This is a genomic window from Pseudomonas sp. RIT409, assembly GCF_003052515.2.
Taxonomy (GTDB): Bacteria; Pseudomonadota; Gammaproteobacteria; order Pseudomonadales; family Pseudomonadaceae; genus Aquipseudomonas.
Map to the genome: position 1 here is coordinate 1 of NZ_QARE02000006.1, position 15,919 is coordinate 15,919.

Here is a 15,919-nt window from a genome sequence, read left to right on the forward strand (position 1 = left end):
GGAGGATTTTATAAGGAAGCTAAGGATAGAGTTAGAAAGCCAAAAACACTCTGCCAGCGAAGCAACGAAAATGGCCAAAACATTGGCAAAAGAAAAAATGGCCGTACTTGCCGCGCTGCACAATCCAGACCTTTTCGCAGGAGGCAAAGATACGATTGCGGACTTCGGTGACCGCCGGGTAAATTCCAGTATAGGATCGCAGTGGCGTGGAAGGATCCTAGGCTTGGATGAAGCAGTTAGAAGATTGAAGAGCGCCGGAGCAAGCACGACCAAAATAAATGCAAGATTGGTACGATGTCAGTAGGAAAATATAATGGACGAAGATTTTAAGTTATTCATTGACGAATTTGGGCCACCCTCCGAGAAGAGGGAAGTGCCAGCCTCATCAATAGATAGATACAGAGGAAAATTACCTGGACAGCTGCTTGCGTATTGGGTGGAACATGGGTGGAGCAGCTACGCACGCGGTCTTTTCTGGACTGTTAACCCCTACGAATATGAAGGCATTATTAAGGAATGGCTGGAGTGCTCAGGGATTCCAAACGCCTCGAGCTATAACGTCATCGCAAGAAGCGCGTTCGGTGATCTCTACCTCTGGAAAAACAGTGCGTCGGAATTGATTAAAATTGACTCCGTTTACTCTCGCTACTCGCACGACATTTTAGACCCAACCAAGGGAAGAATCGATCTCGCCGTTCGCGTCTTTTTCGCTTCTGTGACCTATGCGAGTAACGATTTGGATGGCCTCTTTAAAAAAGCACTTCAAAAGCTAGGGCCGCTGAAATCCGACGAGATGTACGGCTTCGTCCCGGCCCTCGCACTAGGAGGGCCGAGCGATCTGGAACACCTGGAAAAAGTAAAAACCATCGAGCATCTAACGTTCTTGTCTCAGCTCACCCCCCTCACCGACTGGGGATTTCCAGACATTTGAAGACTTGGTGGCTGGTGGGTACGCAGCCATCAGCGGTATACACAGTCACGGGTAATAAGCTGGCGCATGGGGCTTGGGTGCAGGACAACGGCCCGAATAACTTCACCGTGAATGCAGAGCGAGTCGAAATAAAAATCAATGCACGTTTGGAGGGATGCAAATGAGCGAATGGATGGAAGAGTACTTCGAAATTTTCACGGAAAAAGTGGGTGATGCATGCTTCAGGAGGGAAGTGCCAACATCATCGCTCGACAAATACAAAAATATCCTTCCTTCGCGGCTGCTTACACATTGGAAAAATTATGGCTGGGCGGGCTATGGAGATGGAATCTTTTGGACAGTCAATCCGGAAGAATATGAGGGTATCGTTCATTCTTGGTTACTGGGGTCGAAGATTGCAGAGGCCAGTACTTTCCATCTCATCGCAAGAAGTGCATTTGGAGATCTTTATCTCTGGCAGGAGAAGACATGCAGCTACATAAAAATATGCTCGGTTTACTCCCGATACAGCATGTTAGAAAAAAACGCGTCTTCACTTAGAGAAGCAGACATCCTCATTATGTCATTTTTTGTGGCATCCGCCCGTGAACATAATGATTTCGATAGTCTTTTCGAGAAGGCACTGAGCAAGCTGGGCCCATTGCAACCTGAAGAAATGTACGGATTCGTCCCGGCCCTCGCACTAGGAGGGCCGAGCGATCTAGAACACCTGCAAAAAGTCAAGACAGTTGAGCACTTAACGTTCTTGTATCAACTCGATCCCCTGACTGACTGGGGATTCCCGGACATTTGAATGCTAAATATCAAGAATACATCATGGACGAACACTACAACGTTTTCACTGAAGAATTTGGACTTGGATTCAACCGTCGAGAGGCTCCAGACTCTACCCTTACACGCTATGCAAGCAGACTTCCCAGCCAGCTTCTGGAGTATTGGGAAAAGTACGGATGGTGTGGGTACGTAGACGGACTATTTTGGACCGTTGATCCTCAGGAATATGAAAACCTGGTAGACGCCTGGGTTTCGGCAATTCCCGAACTTGCACACGAGAAGCTGCACGTGATAGCTCGAAGCGCGTTTGGGGATCTTTATCTATGGGGAGAGAAGAAGGGGCACTGCCTAACTGTATTCAGCCTTACTGCTCGCTATTCATTGCGGACTTCCAAGCTGATTGGTGTACACATGGATCTCGGGGTGCAAGCTTTCTTTTCTTTCGTGAAAAAGAATCACCATGACTTCTGCGACATTTTCTACCCTCTTTTGGCTAAGCTCGGAAAATTGAAAACCGACGAAATGTACGGGCTTGTGCCAGCGCTAGCTCTAGGCGGTTCGACAAGCCTGGAGAATTTTGAGAAGTTAAAAACGATCGAACACCTTACGTTTCTATCCCAACTCATGCCGCTCATGCCTTGGGCGTTTTCTGGTATTGAAATCAATTGAGCGCGCGGTGTGAAGGCCGAATAGACACGTTCGAGGAAACTTTAAAACGTCCACGAAGCAGATCGCCACGCAACAAAAACCAATGCAAGCCTGGAAATTTCACATAGGCGCACTATGAACGAGTACTTTTCGTATTTTTTGAACAACATGGGACCTGACATCCATCGGCGTGAAGCACCCGCGACATCTATCGAATGCTACAGAGGCGATCTGCCCGATCTGCTGCTTGAATTCTGGGGAGAGAACGGCTGGAGCGGTTATGGCGACGGCATTTTCTGGACGGTCAACCCGGCCGATTACGATGCAACTGTAAGGACGTGGCTGGAGGCATCAGGCATTCAGGATGCTGACACTTATCATGTCGTGGCTCGCAGTGCATTTGGCGACCTCTATCTATGGCAAAGCCGTACAGGAAGCACTTTAAATATCGATTCTGTATACGCGCGCTATTCGCTGAGCGCGCGCCCGCTCATGTCAAAAGCTGAAGCGAATCACCATGTCGAAGTTTTTTTCATGAATAAAGATCGCGATACAGATGATTTCGATGATCTTTTCACTGCAGCGCTGAAAAAACTCGGTCGTTTGGAACCCGATGAGATGTACGGTTTCGTCCCTGCCCTCGTACTAGGAGGGCCGAGCGATCCAGACCACCTGCAAAAAGTCAAAATTGTCGAACACTTGACCTTTCTTTCTCAGCTATCGCCTTTGAGAGACTGGGGCTTCCCGAATCTGGATTCGCTTTGACGGTGTAGCGCCTCTGTACAGCTAGAGGCGCTCCGTTCTTCTTTTCAATTCATTATGTCTTAGCCGCGCAATGCTTCAGCTGGGCGAAATATCGGGCTGCGGGTGGCCTTGGATGTGCGACAACACCCAGTGCAACGCACCTGCCACCACCAGCGCTGGCAGTGTCGCACCGACATCTGGATAAAGATTAGCCAGCATATGGTAGGTGGCGATGCCGCCAAGCCATGCCAGCAATGTCATCCCCCGCAAACCCACAGTTGCCGCCCCCTCGCGGCGGCGACGCAGGATGAAATGATCCACCAGCACGACGCCGAACAGTGGCGCGAATACCGAACCGATCAGCAGCAGAAAGTTCTGGTACTGCGCCAGGGGCGCGAAACAGGCGATGAGCGTGCAGATGACGCCGATGACCAGCGCCAGATGCTCGACCTTGGTCTTTAACAGAATCCCGCTGGAGACCGCCGCCGAGTGGATATCGGCGAAAGCGTTTTCTGACTCGTCGAGCAGAATCAGTAGCAACGGAATGCCCATCCCTGCCCCGGCCAGCGCCAGCAACAACGCATTGGCTTCGCCGCTCGGCGCGAACGCCAGCGTGTAGGCGACGCCCAAGGTCATCAACCAGAAATTGCCGATGAAAAAGCCCAGCACGGTGCCACCGAACACACCGGTCGCACCTTTGCCGAACCGGGAGTAATCCGCAATCAGTGGCAGCCACGACAGCGGCATGGCAATGGCGATGTCAAAACCCACCGCAAACGGCATCGAACCATCCCCGGCGCGCGCCCACAGCGCGGCCAGATCGGCCTTGGCGAAGAGGTTCCAGGTCAGCCATGCGCACGCGGCCAGCAGCAGCCAAATGCCCCACTTGCGCAAGATCTGGCGCACGAAAGCCAGCGGACCGCTGACGGCGAGTAAGGTGGCCAGCCCACCAAACAACAGCGTCCAGAGCAACGGGCTCGTCCAAATGCTGCCTTCAGCGAACGCCCCGGCAGCCAGCAAACTGGCCGCATCGCGCATGACGATGATTTCGAACGAACCCCAGCCCACCAATTGCAGCAGGTTGAGGATCGCCGGCACTGTCGCGCCTTTGGTCCCGAGGCTCAGCTTGAGCGCAGCCATGGCTGACAGGCCCGTATCGCTGCCGATCACGCCAACCGCCGCGAGCAGCAAGACCCCAATCAAGGTGCCGAGAACAATCGCCAGCATCGAAGCTGACATGCCCAGCCCCGGCGCGAGCAATGCGCCGGTTTGCAGGACCATCAGGCCGATGCCGAGGGAGAACCACAGGGAAAACAGATCGCGCCCGCCGAAGACCCGCTTGGCGGCAGGAACGGGGATGTCGGGGGAGTAGGTGCCGGGTGTGTTCACAGTGTGTGATCTCAGAGGAGCATTGTTATTGGGTTTGGTGATCATTCCCACGCTCCGCGTGGGAATGCTGCCCCGGACGCTCCGCATCCCATTTGACGCAGAGCGTCAGCCAGGGCGTTACCACGCGGAGCGTGGGAACGATCAAGATCTTCTGGTTGGCCGCGTATTCGCGAACTTCCTGAGTGAACTTGATCGAGCAGAATTTGGGGCCGCACATCGAGCAGAAATGCGCCACCTTGGTGATCGTTCCCACGCTCCGCGTGGGAATGCCGCCCCGGACGCTCCGCGTCCCATTTGACGCAGAGCGTCAGCCAGGGCGTTACCACGCGGAGCGTGGGAACGATCAATCAAGATCGGTCAGACCTTTTTATAAAGCTGGCTACCTTCCTGCTTGAACCGTTCAGCCTGTTCACGCATGCCTTCGGCTACCGAAACGTCCACCGCCTCGATCTTCTGGTTGGCCGCGTATTCGCGGACTTCCTGAGTGATCTTCATCGAGCAGAATTTGGGGCCGCACATCGAGCAGAAATGCGCCACCTTGGCGGAATCCTTCGGCAGGGTTTCGTCGTGATACGAGCGTGCCGTGTCCGGATCCAGCCCAAGGTTGAACTGATCTTCCCAGCGGAATTCGAAGCGAGCCTTGCTTAGTGCGTTGTCGCGAATCTGTGCACCGGGGTGGCCTTTGGCGAGGTCGGCCGCGTGCGCGGCGATCTTGTAGGTAATGATCCCGGTCTTGACGTCGTCCTTGTTTGGCAGCCCCAAATGCTCTTTCGGGGTGACGTAGCAGAGCATGGCGCAGCCGAACCAGCCAATCATCGCCGCCCCGATGCCGGAAGTGATGTGGTCGTAGCCTGGAGCGATGTCGGTGGTCAGCGGGCCGAGGGTATAGAACGGCGCTTCGTCGCAGCATTCCAACTGCTTGTCCATGTTCTCCTTGATCAATTGCATCGGCACATGGCCGGGGCCTTCGATCATGCATTGCACATCGTGCTTCCAGGCAATCTTCGTCAACTCGCCGAGGGTTTCCAATTCGCCGAATTGCGCTTCGTCGTTGGCATCGGCAATCGAGCCGGGGCGCAAGCCATCGCCCAGCGAGAAGCTGACGTCGTAGGCCTTCATGATTTCGCAGATCTCATCGAAATGCGTGTAGAGGAAGTTTTCCTTGTGGTGCGCCAGGCACCATTTGGCCATGATCGAGCCGCCGCGGGAGACGATCCCGGTCACGCGTTTGGCCGTCAGCGGCACGTAGCGCAGCAGCACGCCAGCATGAATGGTGAAATAGTCGACGCCCTGCTCGGCCTGCTCGATCAGCGTGTCGCGGAACAGCTCCCACGTCAGGTCTTCTGCGACACCGTTGACCTTTTCCAACGCCTGGTAGATCGGCACGGTGCCGATCGGGACTGGCGAGTTGCGAATGATCCACTCGCGGGTTTCATGAATGTGTTTGCCGGTGGACAAGTCCATCACGGTGTCCGAACCCCAGCGAATGCCCCACGTCAGCTTCGCCACTTCTTCTTCGATGGACGAGCCCAGGGCGCTGTTGCCGATGTTGCCGTTGATCTTCACCAGGAAGTTACGGCCAATGATCATGGGTTCCAATTCGACATGGTTGATGTTCGCGGGAATGATCGCGCGGCCTCGGGCGATCTCTTCGCGCACGAATTCGGCGGTGATCTCTTTCGGGATGCTTGCGCCAAAACTGTGCCCCGCGTGCTGCTGTTTCAACAGGCCGGCAGCCCGCGCCTCTTGCAGCTTCATGTTTTCGCGGATGGCGACGTATTCCATTTCAGCCGTGATGATGCCTTGACGCGCGTAGTGCATCTGGCTGACGTTGGCACCCGCCTTGGCACGACGGGGGTTGCGCACGTGGGCGAAGCGCAGCTTGGTCAGCTCGGCATCCGCCAGACGCTGTTGGCCGAATTCCGAACTCAGGCCGGCGAGGCGCTCGGTGTCGCCGCGATCGTCGATCCAGGCCGAGCGGACATCGGCCAGGCCTTTGCGCACGTCGATGACCACATCCGGGTCGGTGTAAGGACCTGAGGTGTCGTAGACGCACACCGGCGCGTTGATCTCACCGCCGAAATCGGTGGGCGTGATGTCCAGGCTGATTTCGCGCATGGGCACGCGGATGTCCGGACGCGAGCCCTGAACGTAGATTTTCTGCGAACGGGGGAACGGCTGAACCGACCCCGAATCGACTTGGGCGGACTCACTCAGATTGGCGCTTTTTAGTGTTGTACTCATCACGGGCTCTCCTGACATCATCCTGCAGCGGATGGAATTGTCGGAGCTTGAGCCTGATTGGAACGGACGGAGGCACCCTGAGAAGACGGATGCTGAGAGTCGAACGACGAGGACTGTTCAAAATATGAACAAAGACACCCCGGACGACACTCAAGAGGACTCGCCGGGAGACGAGAAATCTTGTTCCCTACGCAGGCGCTAACCTGATCAGGTTCAACGGGATCCGGATTATCCGATCTCAGCCTCATAGCAAGGCACCCCGACAAGAACGGCGTCAGTCTAGACGCGACAGCCGATAAACGCCAAGCAGGGAATTCAAACGCTCGTTAAATGGCGGTTCTGTCCGATTGTTGTAGCGATCCGACGGAACTACACTCGCTACGCGACGCCAAAGCCGTCGGTGTAAATGTTGGCGAAACCATTACCAGGGACTGTCTATGCTGCGCAAAATCTCATTGGCCATTGCCGTGTCATGTGCCTCGAACGCAATGGCGGGTGCAGCGGACTTGCCTCTACCGACCAGAACCGGACTGGTCAGCGTGTACCAGGAAGCTGTCAACAACAACGCGGACCTGGCCGCCGCCCGTGCCAGCTATGACGCGCAAAAGGAAATCGTGCCTCAGGCCCGTGCCGGTCTGCTGCCCAACCTCTCCGGCGGGGCCGACATCAACAGCACGCGGACCAAGATCGACGAACCGTCTGCCGTTATCAACCGCAGCGGCACCGTGTACCGCGCCACCTTGAGCCAGCCGATCTTCCGCGCAGATCGCTGGTTTCAGCTCAAGGCGGCCAAGGACGTCAGTGAACAGGCTTTGTTGCAACTCTCGGCGACCGAACAAAACCTGATTCTGCAGAGCGCGGAAGATTACTTCTCGGTGCTGCGTGCTCAAGACAACCTGGCCTCGACCAAAGCCGAGGAAGCGGCCTTCAAACGTCAGCTCGATCAAGCCAACGAACGCTTTGACGTGGGCCTGTCCGACAAGACCGACGTGCTGCAAGCCCAGGCCAGCTACGACACGGCCCGCGCTGCGCGGATCGTCGCCAAACGCCAAGTGGATGATGCCTTCCAGGCCTTGGTCACGTTGACCAATCGCGAGTACAACTCCATCGAGGGCATCGTGCACACCTTGCCGGTGCTGGCGCCCTCCCCCAACGACGCGAAGTCCTGGGTCGATACCGCCTCGCAGCAGAACCTCAATCTGCTGGCCAGCAATTACGCTGTCAGTGCTGCCGAAGAGACACTGCGCCAGCGCAAGGCCGGCCACGCGCCGACCGTCGACGCTGTCGCCCAGTATCAGAAGGGCGATAACGACCCGCTGGGCTTCACCAACCCGAACTACACCGGGCAGGACTTCCATGGCAGCGTTGAACAGCGCTCCATCGGCCTGCAGGTGAACATTCCGATCTACAGTGGCGGCCTGACCAGCTCGCAAGTGCGCGAGGCGTACGCTCGTCTCGGCCAGACCGAACAACAGCGTGAAGGTTTGCGCCGCCAGGTGGTGGAAAATACCCGCAACCTGCACCGAGCCGTGAACACCGACGTCGAGCAGGTGCAGGCGCGCAAGCAGTCGATCATCTCCAACCAGAGTGCGCTGGAAGCCACGGAAATCGGCTATCAGGTCGGTACGCGCAACATCGTCGACGTGCTCGACGCGCAGCGCCAGCTTTATGCGTCAGTGCGTGATTACAACAACACCCGCTACGACTACATCCTCGATAACCTGCGCTTGAAGCAGGCAGCGGGGACGTTGAGCCCGGGAGACCTTCAGGACCTGGCGCGCTATCTGAAGTCCGATTACAACCCGGACAAGGACTTCCTGCCCCCGGACCTGGCGAAAGAGGCGGCGAAGAATTTCGAGCGGCCCTCAGGGCGTTGACATTCGAACCGATCGTCAGCGCAGCAGGCCGCCGATGCCGTCCAGCAGCTTGCTCAACGCCCCGTGATTGGCCTTGATCACCGCCAACCCGGCATCCGCCATCGCCTTCGCTTGGTCGGGCTGCTCGATCAAACCCTGCACCGCCGCTGCCAGGCCCACCGCGTCGCTCGCCTCCTTCAAAGCCCCCGCATTGCGCAGCAACGCGGCGATTTCAAGAAAGTTGAACAGGTGCGGACCGCTCAGGACAGGCTTGTCCAGCGCAGCAGGCTCCAGGAGATTGTGCCCACCGTTAGGCACCAGACTTCCACCCACGAAGGCGATGTCAGCCAGTGCGTAGAGAAACAGCAATTCGCCCATGGTGTCACCGACCAGCACCGCTGTCTCGCGGGTGACCGGCTCACCGGAGGATCGACGCACGCCGGTAAAGCCTTGCTGGCGGACCAATTCATACACGCTGTCGAAGCGTTCGGGATGGCGCGGCACCAGTATCAGCAGCGCGTCTGGATGATGCGCCAATACTTGGCGATGGGCGGACAAGACCACCTCATCCTCACCGGCGTGGGTACTCGCAGCAATCCAGACGGGGCGATCGAGGGTCTGCCAATCGGCGCGTTGCCGGGCGGCGCGGCTGAGCAATTGCGGGTCAATGGTGAGATCGAATTTGATCGAACCCGTGACCTGCACGCATTCCGGATGTGCGCCCAGGTCGCGAAAACGCTGCGCCTCGGTTTCGGTTTGCACGGCGATCAGGCTCATTTCTGCCAGCATGGGCCGTGTGAGCCGCGCGAACTTTGCGTAACCCCGTGCTGAGCGCTCCGATAGACGCGCATTGGCCAACACGGTGGGAATGCCGCGCTTGGCGCATTGATGAATGTGATTGGGCCACAGCTCGGTCTCCATGATCACCCCGATCTTTGGCCGTACGTGATCGAGAAATCGGGCGGCCGCCCAGGGAAAATCATAGGGCAGATAGCAGTGCTGCACTCGGGGTTCGTTGGCGAACATCGAGCGGATGCGTTCCGAGCCTGTGGGTGTCATGCAGGTAATGGTCAGCGGCAGGTGTGGATAACGCGCCAGAAGCGCGCGCACCATCGGTGCCGCCGCGATGCTTTCGCCCACCGAGACGGCGTGAACCCAGATGCCGCCCTGCTGCATCATTGGAAGTCCGCGGGCGAAACGCTCGCCGATACGCTGCGCGTAAGCGGGCGCTTTGCGGGCTCGAAGCCACAGACGCAAGGCAATCAGCGGCAGCCCAAGATGAAACAGCAGTGTGTAGAGCGTTCTATTCATGGGCGCGGAGTCTATCAGCCAATGGCCTTCAGGTGATGGGTGAAACATTCGGCCAGCCATTGAGCAGCAGGCCCCAATGGCTCATCGCGGCGCCAGACCATTTCGACCACCAACGCCGGAGGTGTCCATTCGCTGCTCAACTCGATCATCTGATTCTGATACGCCGGGTACTGAACGACATGGCGCGGCAACCAGGCCCAGCCCAGTCCACGCATCAGCAATTCGGCCATGACGTAGAAGCTGTCAGCGCGCCATATCTGCGGGCTGACCGGCTCCCCGCCAGGGTAACCACTCTGCTGAGGGGCGATGAGCAATTGACGGTGCCGGGCAAGTTGCTGGCGAGTGACCATCGGCTCGTGGGCCAGGGGGTGATTGGTGGCGCACACCGTGACCATTTCCACGCTGCCCAGCACCCGACGCTCGAGCGCATCCGGCATCTGTTCATGATGGAACAGTAGACCGAGGTCAGCGCGACGCTCCACCAGTTTGCGGGCCACATCCCCTTGGGCACCGCTGGCCAGTTGCACCTCGACGCTGGGGAATCGCTGGTCCAATTTGTCCAGACTATCGAGCACTGGCTGATAGGGCATCGCCTCGTCGTGAGCCAGGCGCAGACGCGCCTCCTGCCCACGCATCAGCGCCAACGCCCGGCCTTCCAGCCGATCACACTGGCGCAATAATTCCCGCGCTTCTTCCAGCAGGGCGCTGCCCGCCTCGGTCAATCGGGGCTGACGGCCGCTGCTCCGGTCAAACAAGCTGACGCCCAAATCGGTTTCCAGCAGGGCAATCGCACTGCTGACCGCTGACTGGGCGCGCTTCGCATCACGCGCTACGGCCGAGAACGAGCGTTGCTCGGCTACGCCGACGAACAACCGGATCTGCTCCAGACTCCATTGCATGTCGCTCAACCTATCGATTCGGGAGATAGGTAATGACTTTACCCCATCTATACAGCCTCTAAAATCCTCAGCCATCGAAGGGTGTATTTGCCAAGAGGATTTTCACCATGTCCGCCTATTACCTGCTCGCGATTGCCATTTGTGCAGAAGTCATCGGGACCGTTTCCATGAAAGCCGTCAAGGGGCTGAGCACCCCTCTGCCCTTGCTGCTGGTCATTGTGGGCTATGCGACGGCGTTCTGGATGCTGACGCTGGTGGTGCGCACGATTCCAGTGGGCGTGGCTTACGCGGTCTGGGCAGGCATGGGCATTGTGATGGTGAGCATTGCCGCGCTGATCATCTACGGCCAGAAGCTCGACCTGCCAGCGATTGGGGGCATGGCGATGATTGTGGCTGGCGTGGTGGTGATTCAGTTGTTCTCGAAAACGGCCGGCCATTGAGGCAATCGTTTAAAAGCGGCCCAGAAAAGCAGCATAATGGCGCGATTCGTTTCGCCATTTGAGGTTTCCATGCCATCTGCTATCTCCACTGACGTCCTGATTGTCGGCGCAGGCGTTGCCGGTCTCTGGCTCAACGCGCGCTTGCGTCGACAGGGCTTTTCGACAGTGGTCGTGGAGCGCGACAGCCTGGGTGGCGGGCAGACCGTCAAGTCGCAAGGCATCATCCATGGGGGGGCCAAGTACGCGCTGCACGGCGCGTTGTCCGGCGCTTCCGAGGCCATCGCCGACATGCCCCGTCGCTGGCGCGACGCGCTCTCGGGAAAGGGTGAACTGGATCTCTCCGGTGTGCGGCTGCTTTCCGAAGCCCATTATCTCTGGTCGCCAGGGACGCTGGCGGGCAACCTCACCAGCTTCTTCGCCAGCAAGGCCGTGCGCGGTCGCGTCGATCAGGTCAAGGGCGCGGAACTGCCCCCTGCCCTGCAAGACCCGCGCTTCAAAGGCAAGGTTTACCGTCTTGCGGAACTGGTGATCGACGTTCCGAGCCTGATCGAGAATCTGGCAGCCCTGGCTGGCGACAGCCTATTGGCAGGCGAGAAGATCGAGCCGCTGCTCGATGAAGGGGAAGTGGTCGGGCTGCGGGTCGACGGCCGAGATATTCATGCCCAGCGCGTGGTGCTGAGCGCGGGCGGCGGAACGGACGACCTGCTGAGAATGCTGAACGTCGACCAGCCCGCGATGCAGCGTCGTCCGCTGCACATGGTCATGGTCAAAGGGCCGACACTCAAGCCACTCTACGCGCATTGCCTGGGGGGCGGCCCCAAGCCACGCATCACCGTGACCACGCACCCTGCGGCGAATGGCGAGTGGGTCTGGTACCTCGGCGGCGACCTTTCCGAGGCCGATGGCGTGGCCCGTGAACCGGCTGAACAGATCGCCACGGCAAAAAAGGAACTCGCCCAATTGCTGCCATGGGTCGACCTGAGCCAGGCGCAGTTCGCCACACTGCGTGTCGACCGAGCCGAGCCTATGCAATCCGGCCTCGTGCGCCCCGACAACGCTTTTCTCGATGTCCAGGGCCGTCTGATGGTGGGTTGGCCAACCAAGCTGGCCTTGGCCCCGGACTTCGCCGACCGAGTCCTGGCTTCGCTGTCCCGCGATGCCATTCATCCGATACCACAGCCGAAATACCCCGACCTGCCCAAGCCGCCTTTGGCTAAACCGGTATGGGATGTATTGCTGCCATGAAGACCCTGCATGATTGGCACCGCCCACTGGGCAATCTGGGCCTCGACGTTTCGCCGCTTGGCTTGGGCACCGTCAAGCTGGGCCGCGATCAGGGCGTCAAATACCCCAGCGGCTTCACCATCCCTGATGACGACGAAGCACGCAGGCTACTCAAGCTCGCGCGTGATCTGGGCATCAACCTGATCGACACGGCCCCCGCCTATGGCCGTAGCGAAGAGCGCCTGGGACCACTGCTGCGTGGCCAACGCCATGACTGGGTCATCGTGAGCAAGGTCGGTGAGGAATTCGAAGCCGGCCAGTCACGCCATGACTTCAGCGCCGCGCACACACGGATGTCGGTCGAGCGCAGCCTGAAGCGTCTGGAAACAGACTTCATTGATCTGGTGCTGGTCCACTCGGACGGTAATGACCTGCACGTACTCAACGATTGCGAGGTGTACCAGACCCTGGCCGATCTCAAACGCGAAGGCAAGATTCGCGGCATGGGCTTCTCCGGCAAAACCGTAGAAGGTGGGCTGCTGGCCCTGCGACACGGTGATTGCGCCATGGTCACCTACAACCTCAATGAACAAGCAGAAAAGCCGGTGCTCGATTACGCCGCCGCGCACGGCAAAGGCATTTTGATCAAGAAGGCGTTGGCCAGCGGGCACGCCTGCCTGAGTTCCGGCGTCGACCCCGTGCAGGCCAGCTTTGAATTGCTGTTCGAGCATCCTGGCGTGACCGGTGCTATCGTCGGAACGATCAATCCATTGCACCTGTCCCACAACGTGGCCACTGCCGCTGCCGTGCTAGACCATCAGTACCGTCAACGGCGCTGACTGCCGCGGCCGACCCCAACGCAAGAAGGAGCCGATATGCCGCGAACGCTGATCCGCAAGAACCCGAGCAATTTCAAAACCCTGCCACTGTTCGTCGAAGCTACACCCGAAGGCCTGAGCTACCAGAGTGTCGGGATGCCGCTCAATTTTTCCCAGACCCTGCAACGTCGTCGCAACATCGAAGTGGACAACAGCGAACGCTTTTCCACCGAACTGGCCAATCTGGGGGTCTCGGTTCGCCTCACCCTCACCTGGCAGAACCGCGACTACTGGGTGTTGGTCCGGCAACGGCGGCAGGACCGCGGCGATGTGGTGCTGAAGCTGATCTCCGGCTACGTGCCGGCACATGAGCTCAACCTGCCGCTGCTGACCGCCATTCAGGAGGTCGCCGAAGAATGCCTGATCGAAACGCCACAGGGGTGGCTCAGCGGCCGCTTCAATGACACGTGGCTGCCGACACCCTACGCGTCAGCGTTGCATTACCGCGAGGCGATGCCCTTTCGCTTGAGCCCGCTTTCAGGGGCGGCGCGCCCGGTGCGTTGCGGCAGCATGAACCTGATCGAGCGACCTCGCGCCTACGTCCATCTGCCGACGGCATCGTTGCAATTGATCTATGACCTGCGCCTTGAGGTGCCGAAGGAAGCCCGTCCCTTGAGTCTGTTCCACGTCGACGAGGCGCTGGAGAAAGATGAACTGGTGGCACGCCTCAACCGCAGCAAGCCTGACCTGTATCTCATGCCTTTGGCAAATGGCAAACCGCTGCCCGAACTCTACACCTTGAAAAACGACAAGTTGTCTCCTGCGGGCACGCGCGGTTTGTACCTGGCCGAAAGTTTTGCAGCCCAGGATGGCTGGGTGGTGCGGGACGAGCGAATTCGTTGGAAAGACTGGCTGGTGCAGCAAGGGCTGGTGCCGCCTAAGGCGAAGAAGGCAGGGATCAAGCGGCGATTGAAAGTGGGTGCCAAACAACTGCTGCGCATGGCGCGGCACAAGTTGCACAAGTCCTAGTGGAGAGAAGAGCGCTCATGAGGGTGTTGAGCCTGACTGCCACCGCTTGCCGACAAGCGCTCCTACAGGCGCTTGTCGAGCGGGTGGAGCGATCACTCACTGGCCGCGAATTTTCTCGACGATGGCCGTGGTGGAGCTGTTTTCAACCAACCCGAGCACACGCACTTCGCCCCCATAGGCTTGCACGATCTGCGCCCCGACCACTTGGTCCACGGTGTAATCCCCGCCCTTCACCAACACGTCAGGTTTGACGTGACTCAGCAGGTTCTCCGGGGTGCCTTCCGAAAAGCTGATGACCCAGTCCACGGCGCCCAGGCCGGCCAGCACGGCCATGCGACGGTCGACGCTGTTGATTGGGCGGCCGGGGCCTTTGAGGCGACTGACCGAGGCGTCGTCGTTCACCGCAACGATCAGGCGATCCCCTTGGGCGCTGGCCTGCTCCAGATAGGTCACATGGCCGGCATGCAGGATGTCGAAGCAGCCGTTGGTGAAGACGATTTTTTCGTTGTGCGCCCGGGCGTCCTCGATCGCCAGCAGCAACTGATCAAGGCTCAGCACCCCTCGCTCGGAACCCTCGGCACGCTGAATGGCACGGCGCAACTCGGGGGCGCTGATCGCCGCGGTCCCTAGCTTGCCGACGACGATACCGGCCGCGAGGTTGGCCAGTGCCACGGCGTGGGGCAATTCTTCACCGGCAGCGATGGCCGCGGCCAAGGTGGAAATCACGGTGTCACCGGCGCCGGTCACGTCGAAGACTTCGCGGGCACGTGCAGGCAGGTGGAGGGCTTGCTGATCGGGGCGCAACAACGTCATACCGTGTTCGCCACGGGTCACCAGCAGCGCCCCCAGTTCCAGATCGGTCATCAGCCTCGCGCCTTTGGCGACAAGTTCAGCCTCATCGGCACAGGAGCCGACAATGGCTTCGAATTCGCTGAGGTTCGGGGTGATGATGCTGGCGCCGCGATAAATCGCGAAATCCTTGCCCTTCGGGTCGGCCAACACGGGAATACCCCGGTCGCGCGCGGCCTTGATTAGCACTTGGTGATTCTTCAGTGCGCCCTTGCCGTAATCGGACAGGACCAGCACCTTGACCCCGTCGAGCAAGGCGTCGACTTCACGGCCCAGCGCATCGGCGTCTGTAGCGAAAGGCTCTTCGAAATCGATGCGCAGCAATTGCTGATGGCGGCTCATGACGCGCAGCTTGACGATCGTAGGCTGTTGCGCGATGCGCTGGAAGCGCGCCGTGACGCCCGCGGCCTTGAGGCTGTTGCCCAGGCTCTCGGCGGCTTCGTCCTCACCGGTCACGCCAACCAGGGACGCCTTGGCTCCCAGCGCGGCGATGTTCAGCGCCACGTTGGCGGCACCGCCCGGCCGGTCTTCGATCTGATCGACTTTCACCACCGGGACCGGGGCTTCTGGGGAAATTCTCGACGTGCCGCCATGCCAATAGCGGTCGAGCATGACGTCGCCCACCACAAGAACTGGTGCCTGATCGAAACGTGGCATGGACAACTTCATCGAACAACCCGCAACTGAAAATGAACAGGGGCGGAATCTTAGCACAGGGTTTGCGAAGGCTTGATGCCTTGGGGAAAAGTGAGTGGGACCGTTG

The 15,919-nt window shown here is 58.8% G+C and carries 15 protein-coding genes and 1 riboswitch; of the genes, 10 read left to right on the top strand and 5 right to left on the bottom strand.

The features are described from left to right. From DBP26_RS09510 to DBP26_RS09530, 5 genes are all read left to right on the top strand, one after another. A partial coding sequence (locus DBP26_RS09510) for a polymorphic toxin type 15 domain-containing protein (RefSeq protein ID WP_256604721.1) occupies positions 1-304 on the top strand: 304 nt, incomplete at its 5' end. A gap of 9 nt (positions 305-313) precedes the next feature. After that, positions 314-931, top strand: a complete 618-nt coding sequence (locus DBP26_RS09515; protein ID WP_108237331.1) for a GAD-like domain-containing protein — start codon at positions 314-316, stop codon at positions 929-931. Between the two features lie 172 nt (positions 932-1,103). Next, complete coding sequence (locus DBP26_RS09520; protein WP_108237332.1) at positions 1,104-1,724, top strand: GAD-like domain-containing protein; 621 nt, start codon at positions 1,104-1,106, stop codon at positions 1,722-1,724. Positions 1,725-1,747: 23 nt separating this feature from the next. Then, positions 1,748-2,374, top strand: a complete 627-nt coding sequence (locus tag DBP26_RS09525; RefSeq protein WP_108237333.1) for a GAD-like domain-containing protein — start codon at positions 1,748-1,750, stop codon at positions 2,372-2,374. A 114-nt stretch (positions 2,375-2,488) separates the two neighbouring features. Beyond that, positions 2,489-3,118 carry a GAD-like domain-containing protein gene (locus DBP26_RS09530; protein ID WP_108237334.1) on the top strand — a complete coding sequence of 210 codons (630 nt, stop codon included), beginning with the start codon at positions 2,489-2,491 and terminating at the stop codon, positions 3,116-3,118. 75 nt (positions 3,119-3,193) lie between these two features. On the opposite strand, the gene cytX is transcribed toward DBP26_RS09530, so the two are convergent. Beyond that, positions 3,194-4,531: a putative hydroxymethylpyrimidine transporter CytX gene (gene cytX / locus DBP26_RS09535; protein ID WP_177411036.1), complete on the bottom strand. Its 1,338-nt coding sequence runs from the start codon at positions 4,529-4,531 to the stop codon at positions 3,194-3,196. Between the two features lie 312 nt (positions 4,532-4,843). Beyond that, on the bottom strand, positions 4,844-6,730 hold the full coding sequence (gene thiC / locus DBP26_RS09545; protein WP_108237337.1) for a phosphomethylpyrimidine synthase ThiC: 1,887 nt from the start codon (positions 6,728-6,730) through the stop codon (positions 4,844-4,846). Positions 6,731-6,897: 167 nt separating this feature from the next. Then, a riboswitch (TPP riboswitch) is annotated at positions 6,898-7,002 on the bottom strand. 165 nt (positions 7,003-7,167) lie between these two features. Between thiC and DBP26_RS09550 the strand changes: the two genes are divergently transcribed. Continuing rightward, a complete protein-coding gene (locus DBP26_RS09550; RefSeq protein WP_108237338.1) occupies positions 7,168-8,607 on the top strand; it encodes a TolC family outer membrane protein in 1,440 nt (479 codons plus the stop codon). A gap of 15 nt (positions 8,608-8,622) precedes the next feature. Here the strand turns inward: DBP26_RS09550 and waaA are convergent, their stop codons facing one another. Together waaA and DBP26_RS09560 are read right to left on the bottom strand one after the other, a co-directional pair. Next, on the bottom strand, positions 8,623-9,897 hold the full coding sequence (gene waaA, locus DBP26_RS09555; RefSeq protein ID WP_108237339.1) for a lipid IV(A) 3-deoxy-D-manno-octulosonic acid transferase: 1,275 nt from the start codon (positions 9,895-9,897) through the stop codon (positions 8,623-8,625). Between the two features lie 14 nt (positions 9,898-9,911). After that, complete coding sequence (locus tag DBP26_RS09560) at positions 9,912-10,796, bottom strand: LysR family transcriptional regulator (RefSeq protein WP_108237340.1); 885 nt, start codon at positions 10,794-10,796, stop codon at positions 9,912-9,914. Positions 10,797-10,903: 107 nt separating this feature from the next. Here DBP26_RS09560 and DBP26_RS09565 point away from each other — a divergent pair, with 107 nt between their 5' ends. The 4 genes from DBP26_RS09565 to DBP26_RS09580 all read left to right on the top strand — a co-directional run bounded on the left by DBP26_RS09565 (position 10,904) and on the right by DBP26_RS09580 (position 14,307). After that, a complete protein-coding gene (locus DBP26_RS09565) occupies positions 10,904-11,236 on the top strand; it encodes an SMR family transporter (protein WP_108237341.1) in 333 nt (110 codons plus the stop codon). A 69-nt stretch (positions 11,237-11,305) separates the two neighbouring features. After that, positions 11,306-12,481 (top strand): FAD-dependent oxidoreductase, encoded by a 1,176-nt coding sequence (locus DBP26_RS09570; protein ID WP_108237342.1) that lies wholly within the window; start codon positions 11,306-11,308, stop codon positions 12,479-12,481. Then, positions 12,478-13,299 carry an aldo/keto reductase gene (locus tag DBP26_RS09575; protein WP_177411037.1) on the top strand — a complete coding sequence of 274 codons (822 nt, stop codon included), beginning with the start codon at positions 12,478-12,480 and terminating at the stop codon, positions 13,297-13,299. The genes DBP26_RS09570 and DBP26_RS09575 overlap by 4 nt, the downstream gene beginning before the upstream one ends. A 36-nt stretch (positions 13,300-13,335) precedes the next feature. Beyond that, the gene (locus DBP26_RS09580) at positions 13,336-14,307 is read left to right on the top strand and encodes a metal ABC transporter ATPase (RefSeq protein ID WP_108237344.1); all 972 of its coding nucleotides are present in this window, start codon (positions 13,336-13,338) and stop codon (positions 14,305-14,307) included. A 96-nt stretch (positions 14,308-14,403) separates the two neighbouring features. Here the strand turns inward: DBP26_RS09580 and hldE are convergent, their stop codons facing one another. Continuing rightward, entirely contained in the window at positions 14,404-15,825 is a 1,422-nt protein-coding gene (hldE, locus tag DBP26_RS09585; protein ID WP_108237345.1) for a bifunctional D-glycero-beta-D-manno-heptose-7-phosphate kinase/D-glycero-beta-D-manno-heptose 1-phosphate adenylyltransferase HldE, read from the bottom strand. Positions 15,826-15,919 lie beyond the last annotated feature (94 nt).